Raw genomic sequence first — 18,261 nt, 5'->3', positions numbered from 1 at the left:
ACATATCTCCTGATTTGCATGACTTCGTGCTCTTTTCCTCATGAAGACTTCTCCATTTTTAGATAAGGCTGTTTTCGCAAAGTTTGTGGCTTTTCGAATCAGTTGATCATCTATGATATAGCTTTGTTTCGGGCATCATTTCGTCTATTTGTGAAGGAAATCAACCGTAAAATGGAAAATTTAATCAAAAATATGATGAAATAGCCACAATGTATACGAAAAGAGCCTTAGATAAAAAGTAAGAAATCAGTCGAAAAAATTTTACTGCCTGTTTTTTCTTTGTGCAAATAGCAACAAACTATACGAAAAGAGCCTTTGCAATAAATGTTTTGGTCCTCCTTGTCTCATATACTTCGTATACAAACCGTCGTTTTCTTCCCTTTTAGGTAGAAAAATGTCATAATTCTTCATAATCAGGTAGAAAGTATTGTGTTTATGTAAAATTAAGTATAATATTCCGCCCATCCCTAATAAACATTTCTGGCACCATTGGTTTATGGCCTCAAGCCTTTGAACAGTTGAGCTTGAAACCAAAATCTGGTGAAATTTTACTACCATATTTCCACCAGATTAAGGATCATATGTGGAGGTTGTTGCAGCAAAAAAATTTCCTCGTTCAGATAAGGGCAGCTATCTTTTTATTTTTTCGATCGGTATTATTCCCAGAATGAAGAATTGTGACGAATGATAATACATAATAGGAAGAATGCTTACGAGAGAGCCCTTATAAAAAAGGAAAAACGCAAAGAGTAGCTACTCTTTGCGTTTTTCCTTTCTTATGAACTTAATTTTAAGAATTACCGATTATCGTTGCTTAAGAATGATAACTAGGTACTTAATAAATCCTAGTTGGTTATTAACCGTGTAATTTTTTACGTAGGACCATTTGCAAGATCCCACCATGTCGGTAGTAATCTACTTCAATGTCAGAGTCGAAGCGTACGAGTGCATCAAATTCAGTCACTTTTCCACTTTCGTCTGTCGCTGTTACTTTTACGATATCACGAGGTTTTACGCCTTCTTGTAGGTCGACAGCTATACTTTCTCTGCCTGATAATCCTAAAGTAACGGCGCTTTCGCCTTGTTTGAATTGGAGCGGTAAAACACCCATCATCACAAGATTAGAACGATGAATACGCTCATAGCTTTCAGCAATAACGGTTTTGATTCCTAACAGATTCGTTCCTTTAGCAGCCCAGTCACGTGAAGAGCCCATTCCATAGTCTTTTCCAGCGAGGACCGCTAAACCAGTTCCATCTTCTTTATAGCTCATACAACCTTCATAGATTGAAGTTAATTCATCTTCAGGCCAATAGGTCGTGAAACCACCTTCCGTGTTTGGTGCAACCTGGTTACGAATACGAACATTCGCAAAAGTTCCACGCATCATGACTTCATGGTTTCCTCGACGAGAACCATATGAGTTGAAATCACGAGGTTCTACACCTTTAGAACGCAGGTACTTTCCAGCTGGTGTGTCTTTACCAATTGCCCCTGCAGGAGAAATGTGGTCTGTTGTAATTGAATCTCCAAATTTACCGACGATACGTAATCCACTAAGTGGTGTAATATCTTCTGGAGTTTTTGCTAATCCTTCAAAGAATGGAGGATTTTGAATATAGGTTGAATTGTCGTCAAAAGAATACAAAGGCTCATTTGAGGTTTGTATTTCATTCCAACGGGCATTATCAGTGAAGACATTTTCATATTCTTTTCGGAAGATCTCTGGAGTCACGCTTTGTTTAACTGCATCCCTAACTTCTTCCGTAGTTGGCCAGATATCATTGAAGAAGACATCTTTTCCGTCTTTATCTTTCCCAATAGGGTCATTTTGAAGATCGATATCCACAGTACCTGCTAAAGCGTACGCCACTACTAGAGGTGGAGATGCTAAATAGTTTCCTCGGACTAATGGATGAATACGGCCTTCAAAATTTCGGTTACCCGATAATACTGAAGTGACTAAAAGATCATTATCAAAAATGGCTTTGTCAATCTCTTCAGATAAAGGACCTGAGTTTCCGATACACGTTGTACAACCATAACCAACAATATTGAATCCTAACCCATTAAGATAAGGAAGTAATCCCGAATCTTCTAGGTAGCTTGTTACAACTTTGGATCCTGGTGCTAGTGAGGTTTTTACATATTTAGGCACTTCCATACCAAGTTCAACGGCTTTTTTTGCGACTAAACCTGCACCTAACATAACATAAGGATTCGAAGTGTTTGTACAGCTCGTAATGGCTGCGATTGCAATTGCGCCTGTTTTCATGGTTACTTCTTCACCATTTGAGAACTTGACTACTGCTTCCTTCACACGATCTTTTTCATTGACACCAAAGCCTTGATTACCTGCTGGTGCATGAAGCGCTTCATGGAATGATTTTTTCATATCGGATAAGGGAATTAAATCTTGTGGACGTTTTGGTCCAGAAAGATTTGGTTCAATAATCGATAAGTCAATTTCAACAACATCTGTGTAGACTGGATCGACATTTTCAGGTGTGAAGAACATATCATTTTCTTTTAAATACGTTTCAACAACTTTAATATGATCTTCTTCACGACCCGTTAAACGTAAATAGTCCAATGACTCAGCGTCTACCGGGAAGAATCCACATGTTGCGCCGTATTCAGGAGCCATATTGGCAATCGTTGCACGATCAGCTAATGGAAGTGAAGCTACACCTTCACCGAAGAACTCAACAAATTTTCCGACAACACCTTTTTGACGTAATACTTGAGTTACTTTTAATGCAAGATCCGTTGCTGTTGCTCCGTTTGGAAGTTCACCAGTTAGTTTAACCCCGATTACTTCAGGGATTGGGAAATAGGAAGGTTGTCCGAGCATTCCAGCTTCTGCTTCAATTCCACCAACACCCCAACCTAGAACACCGATACCATTGATCATGGTAGTATGAGAATCCGTACCAACTAATGTATCAGGATAGGTTTCTATGTCACCATCTGGCGTTTCAATCGCATGAACAACACTTGCTAAATACTCAAGGTTCACTTGGTGAACGATTCCAGTTGCAGGTGGGACAGCACGATAGTTTTCAAATGCTTTTTGGGCCCAGCTTAAAAATTGATAACGCTCGGCATTACGTTCAAATTCCAAATCCATATTAGCTGCTAAGGCATCAGATGTTCCGTATTTATCAACTTGTACGGAATGATCTATAACAAGATCAACTGGAATTTCAGGATTTATTTTGTCTGGATCTCCACCCATATCAGCCATTGCTTTACGTAATGAAGCAAGATCGACTACTGCAGGTACTCCAGTGAAATCTTGGAGAATAACACGAGATGGTTTGAATGGCACTTCCGCATCCTTTACAGAAGTTGACCCCCAGTTTGCTAAATTTTCTACATGTTCTTTTGTAATGACTTTTCCATCATATTGACGTAAAACAGATTCAAGAAGTACCTTTACCGAATAAGGTAAACGACTAACATCTGCTACACCCGCATCTTTTAATGCATTTAATCGATAATAATGATAACGCTTTCCGTTCAAATCGAATGAAGAACGTGAATTAAAAAAATCGTTCTTTGCCATCGCGATTCCCCCTCTTTTGAGAATGTGCAATTAATAATCGCCAAAAAGCTCGAATTTTCTACTACTCTCACTTTTCTCACAATACCATCTTAATACAAGCGATTACATAAGTAAATAACAAGAAAGTTATGGTTTTTGATAAGTATTACTTATGTAAAATAATATTATTGTCCAAATTTTCTTTAAACCCTTGTCACTTCCAAGTTGTATCGAATATTAAAATAGATTATAACTGCTATTACATTATTTCAAAAAAACATGTGTCTGTCGAGCTGTTCTACCTAATGCATAAAAACATTTCCAGTAAACGACTCTTTCCCACTTCTCTCTACCCTAGATTTGTCAATGCAACTTCTTTTTTGTAGGCTCTTTTCGTATACATTGTGGCTATTTCACCTTATATTTGATGGAAATCTCCGATTTCACGTTGATTTCCATCAAATATATACGAAATGATGCCCGAAAGAAAGCTGTATCACAGTTTATAGACTGGTTCGAAAAGCAACAATCTTTGCGAAAACAGCCCTTATATATTTAATGTGGCATCAGCAGAACAAAGTGAATGAAATCCTTGATTGAATGCGTTTTTTAAACATAAAAAAACCCACACAACTGGCGGGTTTAAACATTCCAAGCAATTATTGATAGTTATTGACGTCGGTTAAAATGGAACCAAGATCAGCTTTGAACTGTTCTAATTGGCCACGCTGGTGCTCGGAGGCGACCTCAAGAGCATTTTCAATTTGTTGATAGGCTTCATTTACTTCAGTTTTCAAATGAGATAGCTGCTGTCCATAGCTTGATCCGTCAAGTACTAATTCATTTACTGCATTTTGGGCTTCTACAAACCCTTGTTGTGCTGCTTGGAATGCTTGTTGTTTATCCTTATGATAGGGCATAGTTGTCACTCCTTTTCGCATTCGTAAATTTATCATGCCCAATTATTTTCTTTTTATTCTGTATGTTTTTGAAAAATTTGCGCATTTTACTTGGTAGGAGGGATGATATGAACAAAAATGATGCGAAGGATATTCGTAAAAATGCACCTAAAGGAGCTAATCCTGGACAACCAGCACCGCTAAGTGGTTCTCATAAAGTGAAAAACAGTAAGCATAGTCGTGCTAAGCATAATAGCTCTCACGATATGTAGGGTGCAGTGAATTTACATGAAATAATGAAGAAGGACTATTTCAAAACAACCTAAAAGCCATCTTGCTTTTGGGTTGTTTTTCTTCGAAAGCAACTTCTTGTTAATAAATCTTTCCTGTATTTAATATTAGCGACGAAATCTCTCATCTGCTCAATTTATCATCAACTTCCATTTGTATGTTTTTTTATTTCAAGGAATTCATATTCTCGTCTTCAATTTAGTCCAAGATAATAAAGTATAGTTTCTTTATTGTAGTTATCATAAGATTCAGTTTATTGAACTATACTATTTTTAAGATAATAAAGAAGTGATAGACCAAAATAATAAAAAAAATTCAACCCACTTTGAGATATGCGACTATCCTCTTGCCTATCACTAAGTTCACCTTTACTTTTTCTCCAGAATATACTAAGAAAAAGAAATGGGGGTCTTATGAACATGAGTAAATCAAGTGATGACAATCTAGAGAAATGGGAGCAATTACTAAAGGGAGTTTTACTGGATCCTTTTACGAACTATTTAGATGAAAATCAATTTCGAATAGATTTATTTGATACAACCGATGAGTATATCGTAGAGATTTTCACGAGTGAAATGGAAATTGAAGAGATTGAAATAAGTAAAAGTGATGCTAATTTGAACATTTCTCTGAAATGTGAAAAAGAACAAGAAGCAAGAAAACGAAGCATCCCTTTCCCCTTTTCGCTTAAACAGCATCACATCAATGCGAAGTACCAAGGTGATTGGCTGGAGGTGTATATTAAGAAAGAAAGATGTATGAATCAACCTCAATCTACGTGTATTCGAATGCAAGGAATATTTGATGATGAAGCTTAACTAAGCGAGCCTAAAGGACTCGTATTTTTTTTTTGCCCCTATGACTGAAATAGCGAAATTACTCTAATTCATAAGGCTCTTTTCACATAGTTTGGTGCTCTAGGATATAAAACGAATGGAAACACCTTCCTTTTCCATATTTTCGGATTAATAATGATTCGAAAGTAACCCCCTATGTCTAATTCATCAAGAATTATCTTTTATTATGAAAATCTACAATCATTAAGAAAGGGTGTTTTCCCAAAAATAGCCACAATGTATACGGAAAACTCGATGGCAGCGCTCACGTTACGCCACCACCGCCTATCATGAAAAAAAGCAAATTCAACCTCTTCATTGGTATAACCCTGATAAATTCGGATCAAACTTACTAATTTAGAGATGCTTAAAAATACCTTTTTTCATACAAAGAGCCTAACGAAAACATCGATCCCTAAAAAAAGAAGCGCCACTGCATAACTGCAATGACGCATCTTTCTACATTATCCTAGTACTTGTTCCATTGAAGAATATCGTCTAAAGGTAAGCGAGTTTTTTCAAATCCAGCTTTCTCACCCTTACCTAAAGCGATCAACATCACCGGTTCCAAGTTTTCTGGAACGTTAAATGCTTCGATAAATTGGTCGACTTCGTAACCACCCATTGGGACGGTATCCAAGCCTTTTGCCTTCGCGGCAAGCATCAGTTGCATAGACACGAGTCCGCCATCAATCATGGCAATTTTAGATAAACGTTCTTTAGGGAAATTACTATACCCCTCGATTACACTATTCACGTACATCTCTTTGATTTCTTCAGTCATACGGCCTTTTTTCACAAGCGCTCCATAAATAGTTTCAGCATTTTTATATGCATTTAGATCGCCAAGTACAGCGATGATAGCTGATGCCTCGACAACTTGTTGTTGGTTATTAGCTATAGGTAACAATGTTTCTTTGTCTTTTTGGTCTTGAATCACTAAAAAGCGCCAAGGTTGAAGATTTGAAGAAGACGGAGCTAAAGTAGCTGTTTCTAATAACTCACGAATTTCACTTTCTTCCATCTTATATGTTGGGTCATAAGAACGAACTGAGCGACGTTCAGTGGCAACGGTTAGAAAATCTGAATCTTGTAGTTGTTTCGGTTTTTCAGTCGTTGTATCTAAACTCTTCACTTTGGTTAAATATTCTTCTTTAGTCATTGTTTTTTTAGTCAATTGTATTCTCTCCCTTAAACTGTACTGTTTACAAGAACAGTATAACCCCAGAACTGTTCGGATGTCAAGAACAGTTGCTTTGACGAAATGTAGAATATGCTCGACCCGCGGATATATAATCTAAAAAAAGAACGAAACATAAAGTTCCGTCCTTACTCTTTTTTGTTTAATAAATCAGCGATCGTTTTTTGTTTTAGCCCTTCCACTACCCAATTTTCCAAATCATCTCGTAAATCAAATAATGCTTCTCGTGTGGTTGGAGCAAAGCACTCATTACTTTCTACATCGAAAAATCCTTTTGGAAATGGCTCTGCTTTCATCGCATCATATACTTTTTCTAACGTGATATCAGAGGGATCTTTTAATAAATAATACCCTCCATCGCGTCCTTCTTTTGCCTGGATCAAGTCTGCCTTGACTAAATGAGTTAGTACTTTACGCAAAAAAGCAGATTTTGAGTTCAACTTGTCAGCTAATACCCCACTTGGACATACTTCCTCGGTACTTGCTAAAACAATTAATGCTTGAAGTGCAACTCCAAACCACCTTGTGCTTGATACCTTCTCTCCCATATACATTCACCTCGTACTCTCACAACAACTTATCTGAAGAAGAACGATACTTAAAAAAATAAGTTTAATCCTGATCATCTTATTTTGAAACAAAACCGAAGAGATGTAAAGTTACTTTTTTCGATCGAGATTTATTTATTGTATTTAAACCGCATTAAATAGGGATGTTTCAGCAAAGTTTATTACTTTTAGTACCCGTCTATACCCGCTGATATAACTTAGTTTCGGGGCTTTTCATTTACATAATGGGTGGTCACTAAATTATTGTAATAAATTGGAATAGACATCATTCAATTAATATTCTTCCCCTTGTTTATCGAACACCCTCCCTTCCCTACTCATACACAGTGGATAATCTGATCCGTGATTTTCTGCTTCGATTAGAAATTGCATAACTTTATACACTCTGTTTTCATACTATTCATCAGTTATTTAAATTTTTGTTCGTTGACCAAAATCTACGTTGTCTAAGAATGTGTGGATAAACATTTGCCCGCTTTAGAAGTTTGAATTTGTTTTAATTGTTGCCAAGTTAATAAAATCAACATCATGTCTTGTTGTACATGTTGAAAACTATATTCAAGGAGAATCGCCGTCTGTGCTATAATTTCAGCGTTTTCACAATCGTCTTTGATTTTTGTCGAGGCTGTTTTCGGAAATTTTGTTGCTTTTCATAACAATTCTCTATAAAAAAAGTTAGAAGTCGGTTTTGAACAAAAGTTTGTTAGACTAGAATATAGTTATTTACTCCCCTTGGATTGACAAAAAGATATTTTCAGGTGGTTCGGGACACTTAATCCAAAGGTATGTCGATTATTTCTTCAAGGTATTTTGTTGTAAAATAGCCTAGAATCTTTATTTTATTCGGAATTATCTTTTCATTCGAAGTCACATTACGGACTTTCAGATTGTAATTTGTATAGAAATGACGTGGCTGATTTAGTTGATCTGTTTGGTCGAAATGATAACTATCCGTATCAATTTTCTTACCACTTTGATCAAATAGAACTCCAATTCCGTCAGATCTTGTTGAAATTTCTTCTGATTCATTAAAAGGACTAACTTGAATATCTAATCTTTCATACTCTCTATCTTTTGTTAATTCATCACTAATCGAGATTTCTGTTGGATTCCCAATCTTTACCTCCTTTATGGATAGGCTACTTCCTTGGTAGTTGAAAGTTTGAGGAAAGTTACTCGACTTTTCGATGTCAACAATTTTTTCATCTCCAATAAACATTTTTAGGGATCCGAATTGAACCTTAATCTCTTTCGGCTCTTCTGAATTTATCGGTTCAAAGATTGATTGATAGGTAATCCAATTTTCATAGGATGGTTCGTAATACATCCTCTCTCTATAGATGTCGGTCTTTACTTTCTCCTTTTCTTTATCAATAATTGCCATATTGATAAAATCAATCCGCTTATCTTTTAGCGTATTCTGATAACTATATTGAATGAGAGTTGCTGTTGGGGCAATCGTTAGTTTATCAAATTTTATTGGAATCCCGTCAATTTCAGTTTCTAAATCCAATGAATGCACAGTGGATGGGTGCTTCGTTACAGGAATGTTGAAATGCCAATCTCCTTGAATAAAATGTGGAAGTTCGTTGGCAACTTTTTTAGAATCTGGCTCATTCAGTATCAATTTTTCGAGTTGCGTTAGTCTAAGTTTGATAGTCTCAGTATTTGCTATAGTAGGTGGCAAACTGATGCGACCTTTATACACTTCCTTCTCTTCCTTCTTTTTCGGAACTTCACTGTATGGGGGGATGTACAGTGGATCATGATGTAAAATATCAAGCATATTTTCTATTACTACCCCTTTAAAATAATCTATTTTATATAGATTTTCATTAACTTCATTTTCGATTTCATAGTAAATTAAAGTCTGAACTTCATCAGCTATTGCACTCTTAATGGTTACCTTCACCCCGTTGCTTTCCGACTCTAAGTTTAACGGTTCACCCAAGCCACTTTTGAGATATGCAATCAGTTGTTCATCTTCATTTTCGACCCATCCAAGCCAAGAATAGTAGAGGTTTGTAAAACTATTTGTGACTACTCCTAAATAAACGATGAGACTCAAAATACCTATAACACCAACCACCAATTTTCTGCGCTTCAGTTTAGTCTTTCTTATGATTCTTTCTGTTTCAATAACCTTATTTTTGATTCTCTCCATAAACTGAGGGGGGATTTTCTCATTGTCCAAATTACTAATAAGAGAAAAAATGACATCTTGAATGGATGTCAACTGATTTTGACAGGCTTGACAATTATGTAAATGCATTTCTAAATCAATTTTTTCAGACCGGCTTAGTTTTCTTCCTAAATGATCCAAAAATTTTTCATGATAACCATCACAGCCGTGAAGATGGTTATCAACATTCTTTTCTTTACATAAAAATTGAATTCCGGTAAGTAATCGCATTTTTAATGTCTCTTCTGAAATTTGAAGAAGGTGAACTACTTCATCCTGAGGTAATTCAATAAGATAGGTTAATACAATTGGATCTTTATAGGTGAATTCTAGTAGCTGAAGGGAATGAAATATAGTTTGCTGTAATTCAATATCGCTACTTCCCTCTGAAATTTTTAATTTTGTAATTTGCTTATTTTTAACTACCCTCCGACAGTTTTCAATAAAAATGGATAGAACCCGTGGCTCTATGGATACATCCTCCGTTAAAAAGTGAAGCTCCTCGTGTACCTTAATAATCGTTTGGTAATACACTTCTTCGATATCTTGAGGGGTGTCTAAGTAGGCTAAAGCCATTTTATAAAAGGTCTTTTTCCTTTCATCAAACCAATTTACGAATGAGTTTATGTCTTTAACTTTATTCTTTCTTACCGAAATGGCATTCGCATTCCCTATGTTCACAACGACTTTCCCTCCTAAAAACATTTGTGACTAATTATTGTGGACCAAACTTCTTTCTATCTTTTGAACGGATTAGTACCAATTATTTCAAATTTTTCTCCTTCGAACAATACGTTTTTGAATTTTCTTTGATGTGGTAGTGTGACGTGTAGCAAGGAAAGGTGAAGTAGCCGTTTCGTTCAAATATTTTGCTGATACAAAGTAAATAGTCGACCTAAAGTAATACAATTTATTAGTACATAAAAAGTTTGCAATTTTTAGTCCCAACAGAATATAACTCCTTTTATTTTGCATCTCGGACCGTTAATTGAAGAACGAGCCATTTAATGGTTGTTTTCACAAAGATTGTTGCTTTTCGTACGGTTTAAAATCTTTTATATAGCTTTGTTTCTGGTCTTTTTTTGTCTATTTTTGATGAAAATCAAAAGAAAATTAAGGAGTCAATTAAATAGGAGATGAAATGTCCACAATGTAAAAGAAAAACCCCCATGTCGCGCCACCACCGCCAACGGCTAATACGGAAGAAATCTATTTTTATCCAACTGTTGATTAAAATACGATCTATTTAGAACAAGCTAAATAATATTACGATGACTTAATATTATTTTTTCATTACAAAGTGCCTAATAAATACAAAAAAACGCAAAGGTTTCCTTAAATCCCTCTGCGTTTTTCGACGTGATAATTCTTGTTAAGGGGAGTGCGGATTTTCTTTTTACTTCACAACCAAACTACCTACATATCACTATTTACTCCTAATCTTAATTGGCGATTTTCTCATCTAAAGGCATATTGAAGGACAGTATTAGCGGCTAGACGACTCGTCATTTTTCGAAAATCTTGACTAGGATCAATTTCGACGATATCCATCGCTTTTACTTTCGGATGAGCACTGGCAAGTTTCACACTCGATAGCAATTCTCTACTGGTGATACCACCTGGCCCAATCGCTGGACAACCTGGTGCAAATGCTTGATCAACGACATCCATGTCCACGGATAAATAAATCATATCTACCCGATCTTGCAGTTCCGTAAGTGCTTCCTCAATGATCGAACGAATGCCTCTTTCATCAACGTCATTCATGGAGTGAATAGTGATTCCTTGCTCTGAGCAATACTCATCGTACGCTTTCGCATTGCTAAAATCTCGAATTCCAATTTGAATCAGATCTTCACCTCGTATGTGTCCCCCTTCAATTAAACTGCGAAAAGGCGTCCCGTTTGTTCTACCACCGTCTTCTAAGTTCCGAACGTCATGATGTGCATCCCATTGAATGACACCGATGCGACCGAACTTTTCAGAAAATGCCCGAATAGAAGGAAAGCTAACACCGTGATCCCCACCGAGCATTAAGTATTTTGGACATGAATTTACACTCAGCATGCCTTTTACGCTCACATAAAGCCGCTGAAGAGTTTCTTCCACAGATGTAGGATGAATGGTTACATCCCCAAAATCAATAAAGCGAGTACTGTTATATTGCTGCTGCTGATCATGGGAGTAGGTCGTAAACGATTGAAAACATTCACGTATCACCACCGGGGCATCACTAGCCATGCTCATCGTTATGGAAGAGCGAGAAGAAGGAAGACCGATGACGCCAATCTCTCCTTCGCTTCCAGCTTGATAAGGTGTGAACAACTCTGCGACTTTCTTCACATGACGATCAGTAAATTTTGCTGATTTACCTGGATTAAGATAAGGAAAATTCATACGCTTTCTCTCTTTCCCATACAATTTTGCCTTCTTTATACACCGTTTTTGTATGGTTCACGCCAAAATGATATGGGATGTACTTGTAATTCTTTGCTTCCCATATCACAAGGTCCGCCTTACGTCCCACAGCGAGAACACCAGCTTCATGCTGTTGGTGGATGGCACAAGCTGCATTTATGGTGACTGCATTCCAAATTTCTTCAGGAGATAGTTTTAATTTCAGTGCAGCCAGTGACATAATCAATTGGAGATTCTCCGTCACACAGCTTCCTGGGTTAAAATCTGTCGCAAGAGCAACAGCAGCTCCAGCATCAATCATTTCTCTTCCCCTTGCATAAGCATCTTTCCCTAAATAAAACGTCGTACCTGGTAGTAAAACGGCGACAGTATCAGATTGAGCCAGAGCTCGAATCCCTTCGTCACTTGCCGCCACTAAATGATCAGCGCTAGCAGCTCCTAAGGAAACAGCTAACTCCGTTCCACCAAGCGAGTCAATCTCATCCGCATGAATTTTTAATGAAAAACCTCGATTTTTGGCTACTTGTAAAAAGCGTTTGGATTGCTCTGGGGTGAAAACACCTGTTTCACAAAAAATATCAACAAACTGAGCCAACTCTTCGTCTTGAATTTGATCGAGTAGAGAAAGCATCTCATCTAAGAAAGTATCCTCTTTTCCTTTGAATTCTTTCGGTACCGCATGAGCACCTAAAAAAGTGGCTACAATTGTACTATGTGACTCTTGCTGTAATTGTTTGATCACACGAAGCTGTTTCAATTCTGTCTCTCGGTCAAGTCCATATCCACTTTTTGCTTCAAGTGTTGTCACACCATAGGATAAACTTCGTTCAAGATGAAAACGACCTTTCCGGCGTAGCTCTTCTTCTGACGTAGCTTTTGTTGCGGATACGGTCGAATGAATCCCGCCGCCTCTATTTAATATTTCCAAATAAGGAACTCCTGCTTGCTTTAAGCTCATTTCCTCTTCACGTGATCCACCAAATACGAGATGAGTATGTGGATCAATCAACCCTGGTGAAACAAGTCGCCCTTTGACATCCACGATTTCATTAGCTTCCATCATTGCGATATCGTTTGTAGACCCGATCCAACACACGATGCCGTTGCGGATGGCAATCGCAGCATCGTGTAGAATGGTTAACGTTTTCATGTCTTCGCCTTTTAACGGAGAAGTTGACTCTTTTGGTAAAATAAGTTGTCCGATATTTGTAAAAAGTACATCACACTGCATAATGGGTCTCCTTTTTTAATGGCTGTTTTCGTATACATTGTGGCTATTTCATCATATTATTGATTAAATTTTCAATTTCAAAGTAGAATTCCATCAAAAATAGACGGATCTAGCTGTAGTGGCTTGAGGCTCGGGTCAAATGCCACAACCCGCCGGAAATCAGGATTTCCTCTTTGTTGGTTCATTTGCCTGATGCCTCAAGGCGAGCCACTTTCGCTTTACGTGAAAAGCTACAACATAGATGATAAACTGATTCGAAAAACCACAAATTTTGCGAAAACAACCTTTTTTATAAATTTAAGCGTTGGAAAGCGGATTAATCCACTTTCCATTTTTGGTTTTGTTCGACATAATAGATTTTGATGATTTTAGAAGCTGAATTTTTTAATGAAAGTTCATTTATTGATAACGATTATTGCGTTTTTTCTTTTTATAATTCATTGATTAACCTAAGTTATGGTAAAGGTAAGCTCTTTTTGTGTTTGTTTTCATACACTTTGTCTAGTGATAAAAAGTTTTTCGTTTGGAAATGAGCACGAGGTCTTACCAGCAAAGGGTTTCACTCTTATGAGAAGGCTCTTTTCGTATTCTTTGTGGCTCTAGCATATAAAAAGGGATAGAAACACACTTTTCTTTCCTCATTTCGACTAAAGAAAAATACGAAAAGATGCCCGATATCATTTTTTATCATGAAATAGAGACTAATTCGAAAAACAACAAACTTTGCGAAAACAGCCTATGAGAAAAACCAAAATCTTTAAAATAACAGCCTGTGGGTATGAAAAAAAATCAAACGACCGATTAATATAACTCACTTTCCGCACGTGCACCTATTCAACATTCTTTTATAAATTTTGAATCACGATTGACAAAAAGAATCCATTTTTTCATGAAAACATAAGGCTATTTCAAGTCATTATGTTTTACTATTCACTTTATTTCGTGAATGGATGACTAAGTAGTATATATTATTTTTCAATAGAATAACGATGTGCGGAAAGTGAGATATAAACCGAGAATTATTATTTCAAGAAGAGTATATAATCGGATGCTGTTTCTTTATAAGGCTGTTTCGCACCAGTTTATAGACGGTTATATAGCTTTGTTTCGAGCATCATTTCGTCTATTTTTAATGGAAATCAACAGGGAAATGGGCGATTTAATCGAAAATCAGATGAAATAGCCACAATATATACAAAAAGAGTCTATATAAAGACTAATGTTTTATTTGTACTCGATTCACCCTCACCAGCTTATAACATTGGAATATCGACACCCTGCTCTTTTGCCATCTCTTCTGCTTTTTCGTACCCCGCATCCGCGTGACGAACAATGCCCATTCCTGGGTCCGTCGTTAACACTCTTTCTAAACGAGATTGGGCTAACTCCGTTCCGTCTGCGACAACAACCATTCCTGCATGAAGGGAATACCCCATACCGACTCCTCCACCATGATGAACGGAAATCCAAGATCCACCTGCTGCCGTATTAACAAGTGCATTCAAAATAGCCCAATCACCGACCGCATCACTTCCGTCTTTCATACTTTCGGTTTCCCGGTTAGGGGAAGCAACGGAACCACAATCCAAATGATCACGTCCGATGACAATTGGGGCTTTTAATTCACCGTTTTTCACCAATTCATTAATTGCTAAGCCCATTTTGACTCGTTCACCGTAACCTAACCAACAAATTCTTGAAGGTAAACCTTGAAACGCCACGTTTTCTGCTGCCATCTCAATCCAACGCTGCAAAGGTTCATTATCAGGAAATAACTCCTTGATTAAGCGATCCGTTCTATAAATATCCTCTGGATCACCTGATAGTGCGACCCATCTAAAGGGACCTTTGCCTTCGCAAAATAACGGGCGAATATAGGCAGGAACAAAGCCGGGGAAATCAAACGCATTCTCAACGCCTTCATCCTTGGCCACTTGGCGGATGTTGTTTCCGTAATCAAACACAATGCTCCCATTTTCTTGGAATTTCAACATCGCTTCTACATGCTTGGCCATTGATAGTGACGAGCGCTTTACATATAAGGCAGAATCTTTCTCGCGTAACTTATCTGCTTCCAATAAGCTCATTCCCTCAGGCACATAGCCATTGAGTGGGTCATGAGCGGATGTTTGGTCTGTAACGATATCGATCGGAACTCCTCGTTTTAGGAGTTCATGATGCGTTTGGGCTGCATTGCCAACGAGACCGATGGACAATGCCTCTCCTTTTTCTTTCGCTAGTAAAGCCATTGAAACGGCTTCATCAAGCGAATCAGTCATTTTGTCTAGATACTTTGTGTCAAGACGTTTTTGTATCCGCGTCTCATCAACATCTACGGCAATGACAACTCCGCCGTTCATCGTAACGGCCAGTGGCTGAGCGCCACCCATGCCCCCAAGACCTGCCGTTAATGTCAATGTTCCTGTTAGACTTTCATTGAAATGTTGCTTAGCGAGTGCTGAAAACGTTTCATACGTTCCTTGCAGGATTCCTTGTGTGCCAATATAAATCCAGCTACCAGCGGTCATTTGGCCATACATCATTAACCCTTTTTGATCTAATTCATGGAAATGTTCCCAATTGGCCCATTTTGGAACAAGAACAGAATTAGAAAGCAACACACGTGGAGCCGCTTCATGAGTGCGAAAAACAGCAACTGGCTTACCTGATTGAATAAGCATAGTTTCATCATTCTCTAAACGTCGAAGCGTTGCGACGATGCTATCAAACGCCTCCCAGTTTCGTGCGGCTTTACCGATTCCCCCGTAGACGACTAATTCTTCTGGTTTTTCCGCTACTTCGGGATCTAAGTTGTTATACAGCATGCGAAGAACGGCTTCTTGCTCCCAGCCTTTACATTCTAAGCTTAGTCCTTTTTTTGCTCTAATATTGCGGTTGGTGTTTGTTGTCATGATTTATTCCTCCTTTAGTATCTTGAAAATTAGCTGCGGAATCCCATGGGAAATTCGCCATTTTTAACCATTCTGTTAACCGTTCAATATCATCAGAAAAAACGCGATCCTCTTTAATGCTTGGCACAATGTTTCTCGCCTGATTCCAAAATCCTTTAGTTTTTGAAGACATTTTGTTTAGACCTCTATACTCCGTTGCTTCTAATGAACAAATCCCTTCAATGGACAACACTCTACGACAATTATCTATAATCATGCTCGCATGACGTGCTCCAATCGTGCCCATACTGACATGATCCTCTTGATTCGCTGAAGATGGAATAGAATCAACACTTGCGGGATGTGCTAATGTTTTGTTTTCGGAAACAAGAGAAGCAGCAACATATTGCATAATCATCGCACCCGACTGTAGTCCTGGTTGGGGACTTAAGAAGGCAGGTAAATCATTTAATTGCGGATTCACCAGTCGCTCAATTCGACGTTCAGAAATATTGGCGAGCTCTGCTACCGCAATCTTTAGGAAATCCATTGCAAACGCAATCGGCTGCCCGTGAAAATTCCCTCCTGAGATCACCGTTTCTCCATCATCAAAAATGAGTGGATTATCGGTTGCAGCATTTGCTTCGATTTCAAGTTTTTCTTTCACGTACGCTAACGCTTGCCACGTTGCTCCGTGTACTTGAGGTATACATCGCAAGGAATACGCGTCCTGCACACGAACTTCCCCTTGTGAGGTAACCAGTTGACTGTCCGCTAATAAATGACGCATCCGTTTAGCGACATCCATCTGTTCCTTATAGCCTCTTGCTTCATGAATTGCAGGGTGGAAGGCGTCGATTATTCCTTGCAGTCCCTCCATCGTCATCGCTGCAATCCACTCACTTTGATACGCCAATTTTTCAGCTTGAAGATAATTCATTATTCCAACTGCAGTCATTGCTTGTGTGCCATTAATGAGAGCTAAACCTTCTTTAGCTTTTAACTCAACCGGCTCTAAGTTAAGGCTTTTTAATACAACGGATGATGGCTTTACTTCCCCTTGATAGAATACGGTTCCTTCGCCGACAAGGACGAGAGCTAAATGTGATAAAGGGGCTAAATCGCCAGATGCACCTAGAGAGCCTTGCTGTGGTATAACTGGTATAACGTTTTCATTTATCAACACCACGAGTCTCTCAATGACTTCACTGCGAATTCCTGAATATCCTTTAATTAATGCATTTAGACGTAATATCATCATAGTCTTCGCCACGTCAGTCGAGAAAGGTTCACCTACCCCACATGCATGCGAACGAATCAAATGAAGTTGAAGCATATTGACGTCCTTTTCATCAATGGTCACATCGGAAAACTTTCCAAACCCGGTATTAATACCGTAGACTGTTTTTCCATCTGATACGATTTTCTCTACAGCTATCCGGCTTTTTTCTACTTTTTTCATACTTTTTTGCGAAACAGATATCAGTTTATTCTCTTCAATAACCTGCCGAATGGCTTCCACTGTTAATGAACTTCCTGTTAACTCAATCATGAAGATTCCTCCTTTTTTCCATACAAAAAGAGGCGACAATGGCATCACAAATGCCACCATCGCCTCCTATTCACTAAAATCTCTAGGCCATGATTTTTTATATATGATTGATTCCAAGACCAATCGTTTCATGCTCTAAGCCTTTCACTGGAGCCCCAATCGTTCCATAAAAGGAGACGGCGATCCATTCGCCTTCTTCTTTCTGTTCATACGGACGACCTCTAACAACTGAAAAGCGTAAGCCAACCGTTCTCATCATATCGCCAATTGCGAGCTGACCTCGTGTCACCCCTTCAATTGCTTCTAAAATTGCATGATATAATGCATGTGTTTCACGGTAGTAGTTCTCATGAATCAGTCCACTTCGCTTCGCTGCCGTTTCCACTGCAGAAATGACCTTCTGCATATTCATTGATCCCACTCTGCCTGTGCAATAGGAGACCGTTGTGAACATCGAAGAAAACATCAGTATTTCCTCTTCATCTAAGGTCACTAGTAAGACGGCTTGCTTCCCAATTTTATTATTCTGCTTCATATAAAACCTCTATATCTGAAAATTTACTATTTACTAATAACTATTCTCATTGTATACATGGACAAAGTCGAGTGTCAATGATGAAATAGAATCCTTTAGAAAGTTACCA

12 protein-coding genes are annotated in these 18,261 nt (G+C 38.0%); 2 read left to right on the top strand and 10 right to left on the bottom strand.

The window, feature by feature from the left end:
* Positions 1-856: 856 nt before the first annotated feature.
* Together acnA and U8D43_RS00375 are read right to left on the bottom strand one after the other, a co-directional pair.
* Entirely contained in the window at positions 857-3,568 is a 2,712-nt protein-coding gene (gene acnA, locus U8D43_RS00380; protein WP_335868956.1) for an aconitate hydratase AcnA, read from the bottom strand.
* Positions 3,569-4,206: 638 nt separating this feature from the next.
* Positions 4,207-4,467 carry a hypothetical protein gene (locus tag U8D43_RS00375; protein WP_335868955.1) on the bottom strand — a complete coding sequence of 87 codons (261 nt, stop codon included), beginning with the start codon at positions 4,465-4,467 and terminating at the stop codon, positions 4,207-4,209.
* 107 nt (positions 4,468-4,574) lie between these two features.
* Here U8D43_RS00375 and U8D43_RS00370 point away from each other — a divergent pair, with 107 nt between their 5' ends.
* Together U8D43_RS00370 and U8D43_RS00365 are read left to right on the top strand one after the other, a co-directional pair.
* On the top strand, positions 4,575-4,718 hold the full coding sequence (locus U8D43_RS00370) for a small acid-soluble spore protein P (protein WP_335868954.1): 144 nt from the start codon (positions 4,575-4,577) through the stop codon (positions 4,716-4,718).
* A gap of 438 nt (positions 4,719-5,156) precedes the next feature.
* Positions 5,157-5,555, top strand: coding sequence for a hypothetical protein (locus U8D43_RS00365; protein ID WP_335868953.1), 399 nt, complete (start codon positions 5,157-5,159; stop codon positions 5,553-5,555).
* Positions 5,556-6,042: 487 nt separating this feature from the next.
* Here U8D43_RS00365 and U8D43_RS00360 read toward each other — a convergent pair whose 3' ends face one another.
* The 8 genes from U8D43_RS00360 to hutP form a co-directional block, all read right to left on the bottom strand.
* Complete coding sequence (locus tag U8D43_RS00360; RefSeq protein ID WP_335868952.1) at positions 6,043-6,750, bottom strand: nitroreductase family protein; 708 nt, start codon at positions 6,748-6,750, stop codon at positions 6,043-6,045.
* Positions 6,751-6,902: 152 nt separating this feature from the next.
* Entirely contained in the window at positions 6,903-7,322 is a 420-nt protein-coding gene (locus U8D43_RS00355) for an RrF2 family transcriptional regulator (RefSeq protein WP_335868951.1), read from the bottom strand.
* Positions 7,323-8,115: 793 nt separating this feature from the next.
* Positions 8,116-10,206, bottom strand: a complete 2,091-nt coding sequence (locus U8D43_RS00350) for a DUF4179 domain-containing protein (protein WP_335868950.1) — start codon at positions 10,204-10,206, stop codon at positions 8,116-8,118.
* Positions 10,207-10,983: 777 nt separating this feature from the next.
* Positions 10,984-11,922, bottom strand: coding sequence for a formimidoylglutamase (hutG, locus tag U8D43_RS00345; RefSeq protein ID WP_335868949.1), 939 nt, complete (start codon positions 11,920-11,922; stop codon positions 10,984-10,986).
* Positions 11,903-13,174 (bottom strand): imidazolonepropionase, encoded by a 1,272-nt coding sequence (gene hutI / locus U8D43_RS00340; RefSeq protein ID WP_335868948.1) that lies wholly within the window; start codon positions 13,172-13,174, stop codon positions 11,903-11,905. The genes hutG and hutI overlap by 20 nt, the downstream gene beginning before the upstream one ends.
* 1,253 nt (positions 13,175-14,427) lie before the next feature.
* Positions 14,428-16,086, bottom strand: a complete 1,659-nt coding sequence (gene hutU / locus U8D43_RS00335; protein WP_335868947.1) for a urocanate hydratase — start codon at positions 16,084-16,086, stop codon at positions 14,428-14,430.
* The gene (gene hutH / locus U8D43_RS00330; protein ID WP_335868946.1) at positions 16,058-17,617 is read right to left on the bottom strand and encodes a histidine ammonia-lyase; all 1,560 of its coding nucleotides are present in this window, start codon (positions 17,615-17,617) and stop codon (positions 16,058-16,060) included. Before hutH ends, hutU begins: the two co-directional genes overlap by 29 nt.
* Positions 17,618-17,714: 97 nt before the next feature.
* Positions 17,715-18,152: a histidine utilization transcription antiterminator HutP gene (hutP, locus tag U8D43_RS00325; RefSeq protein WP_335868945.1), complete on the bottom strand. Its 438-nt coding sequence runs from the start codon at positions 18,150-18,152 to the stop codon at positions 17,715-17,717.
* Positions 18,153-18,261: the final 109 nt, after the last annotated feature.

It is taken from the genome of Bacillus sp. 2205SS5-2, assembly GCF_037024155.1.
Taxonomy (GTDB): Bacteria; Bacillota; Bacilli; order Bacillales; family Bacillaceae_K; genus Bacillus_CI.
The sequence above is the reverse complement of the archived record's forward strand: the minus strand, read 5'-3'. Positions and strand labels throughout refer to the sequence as shown.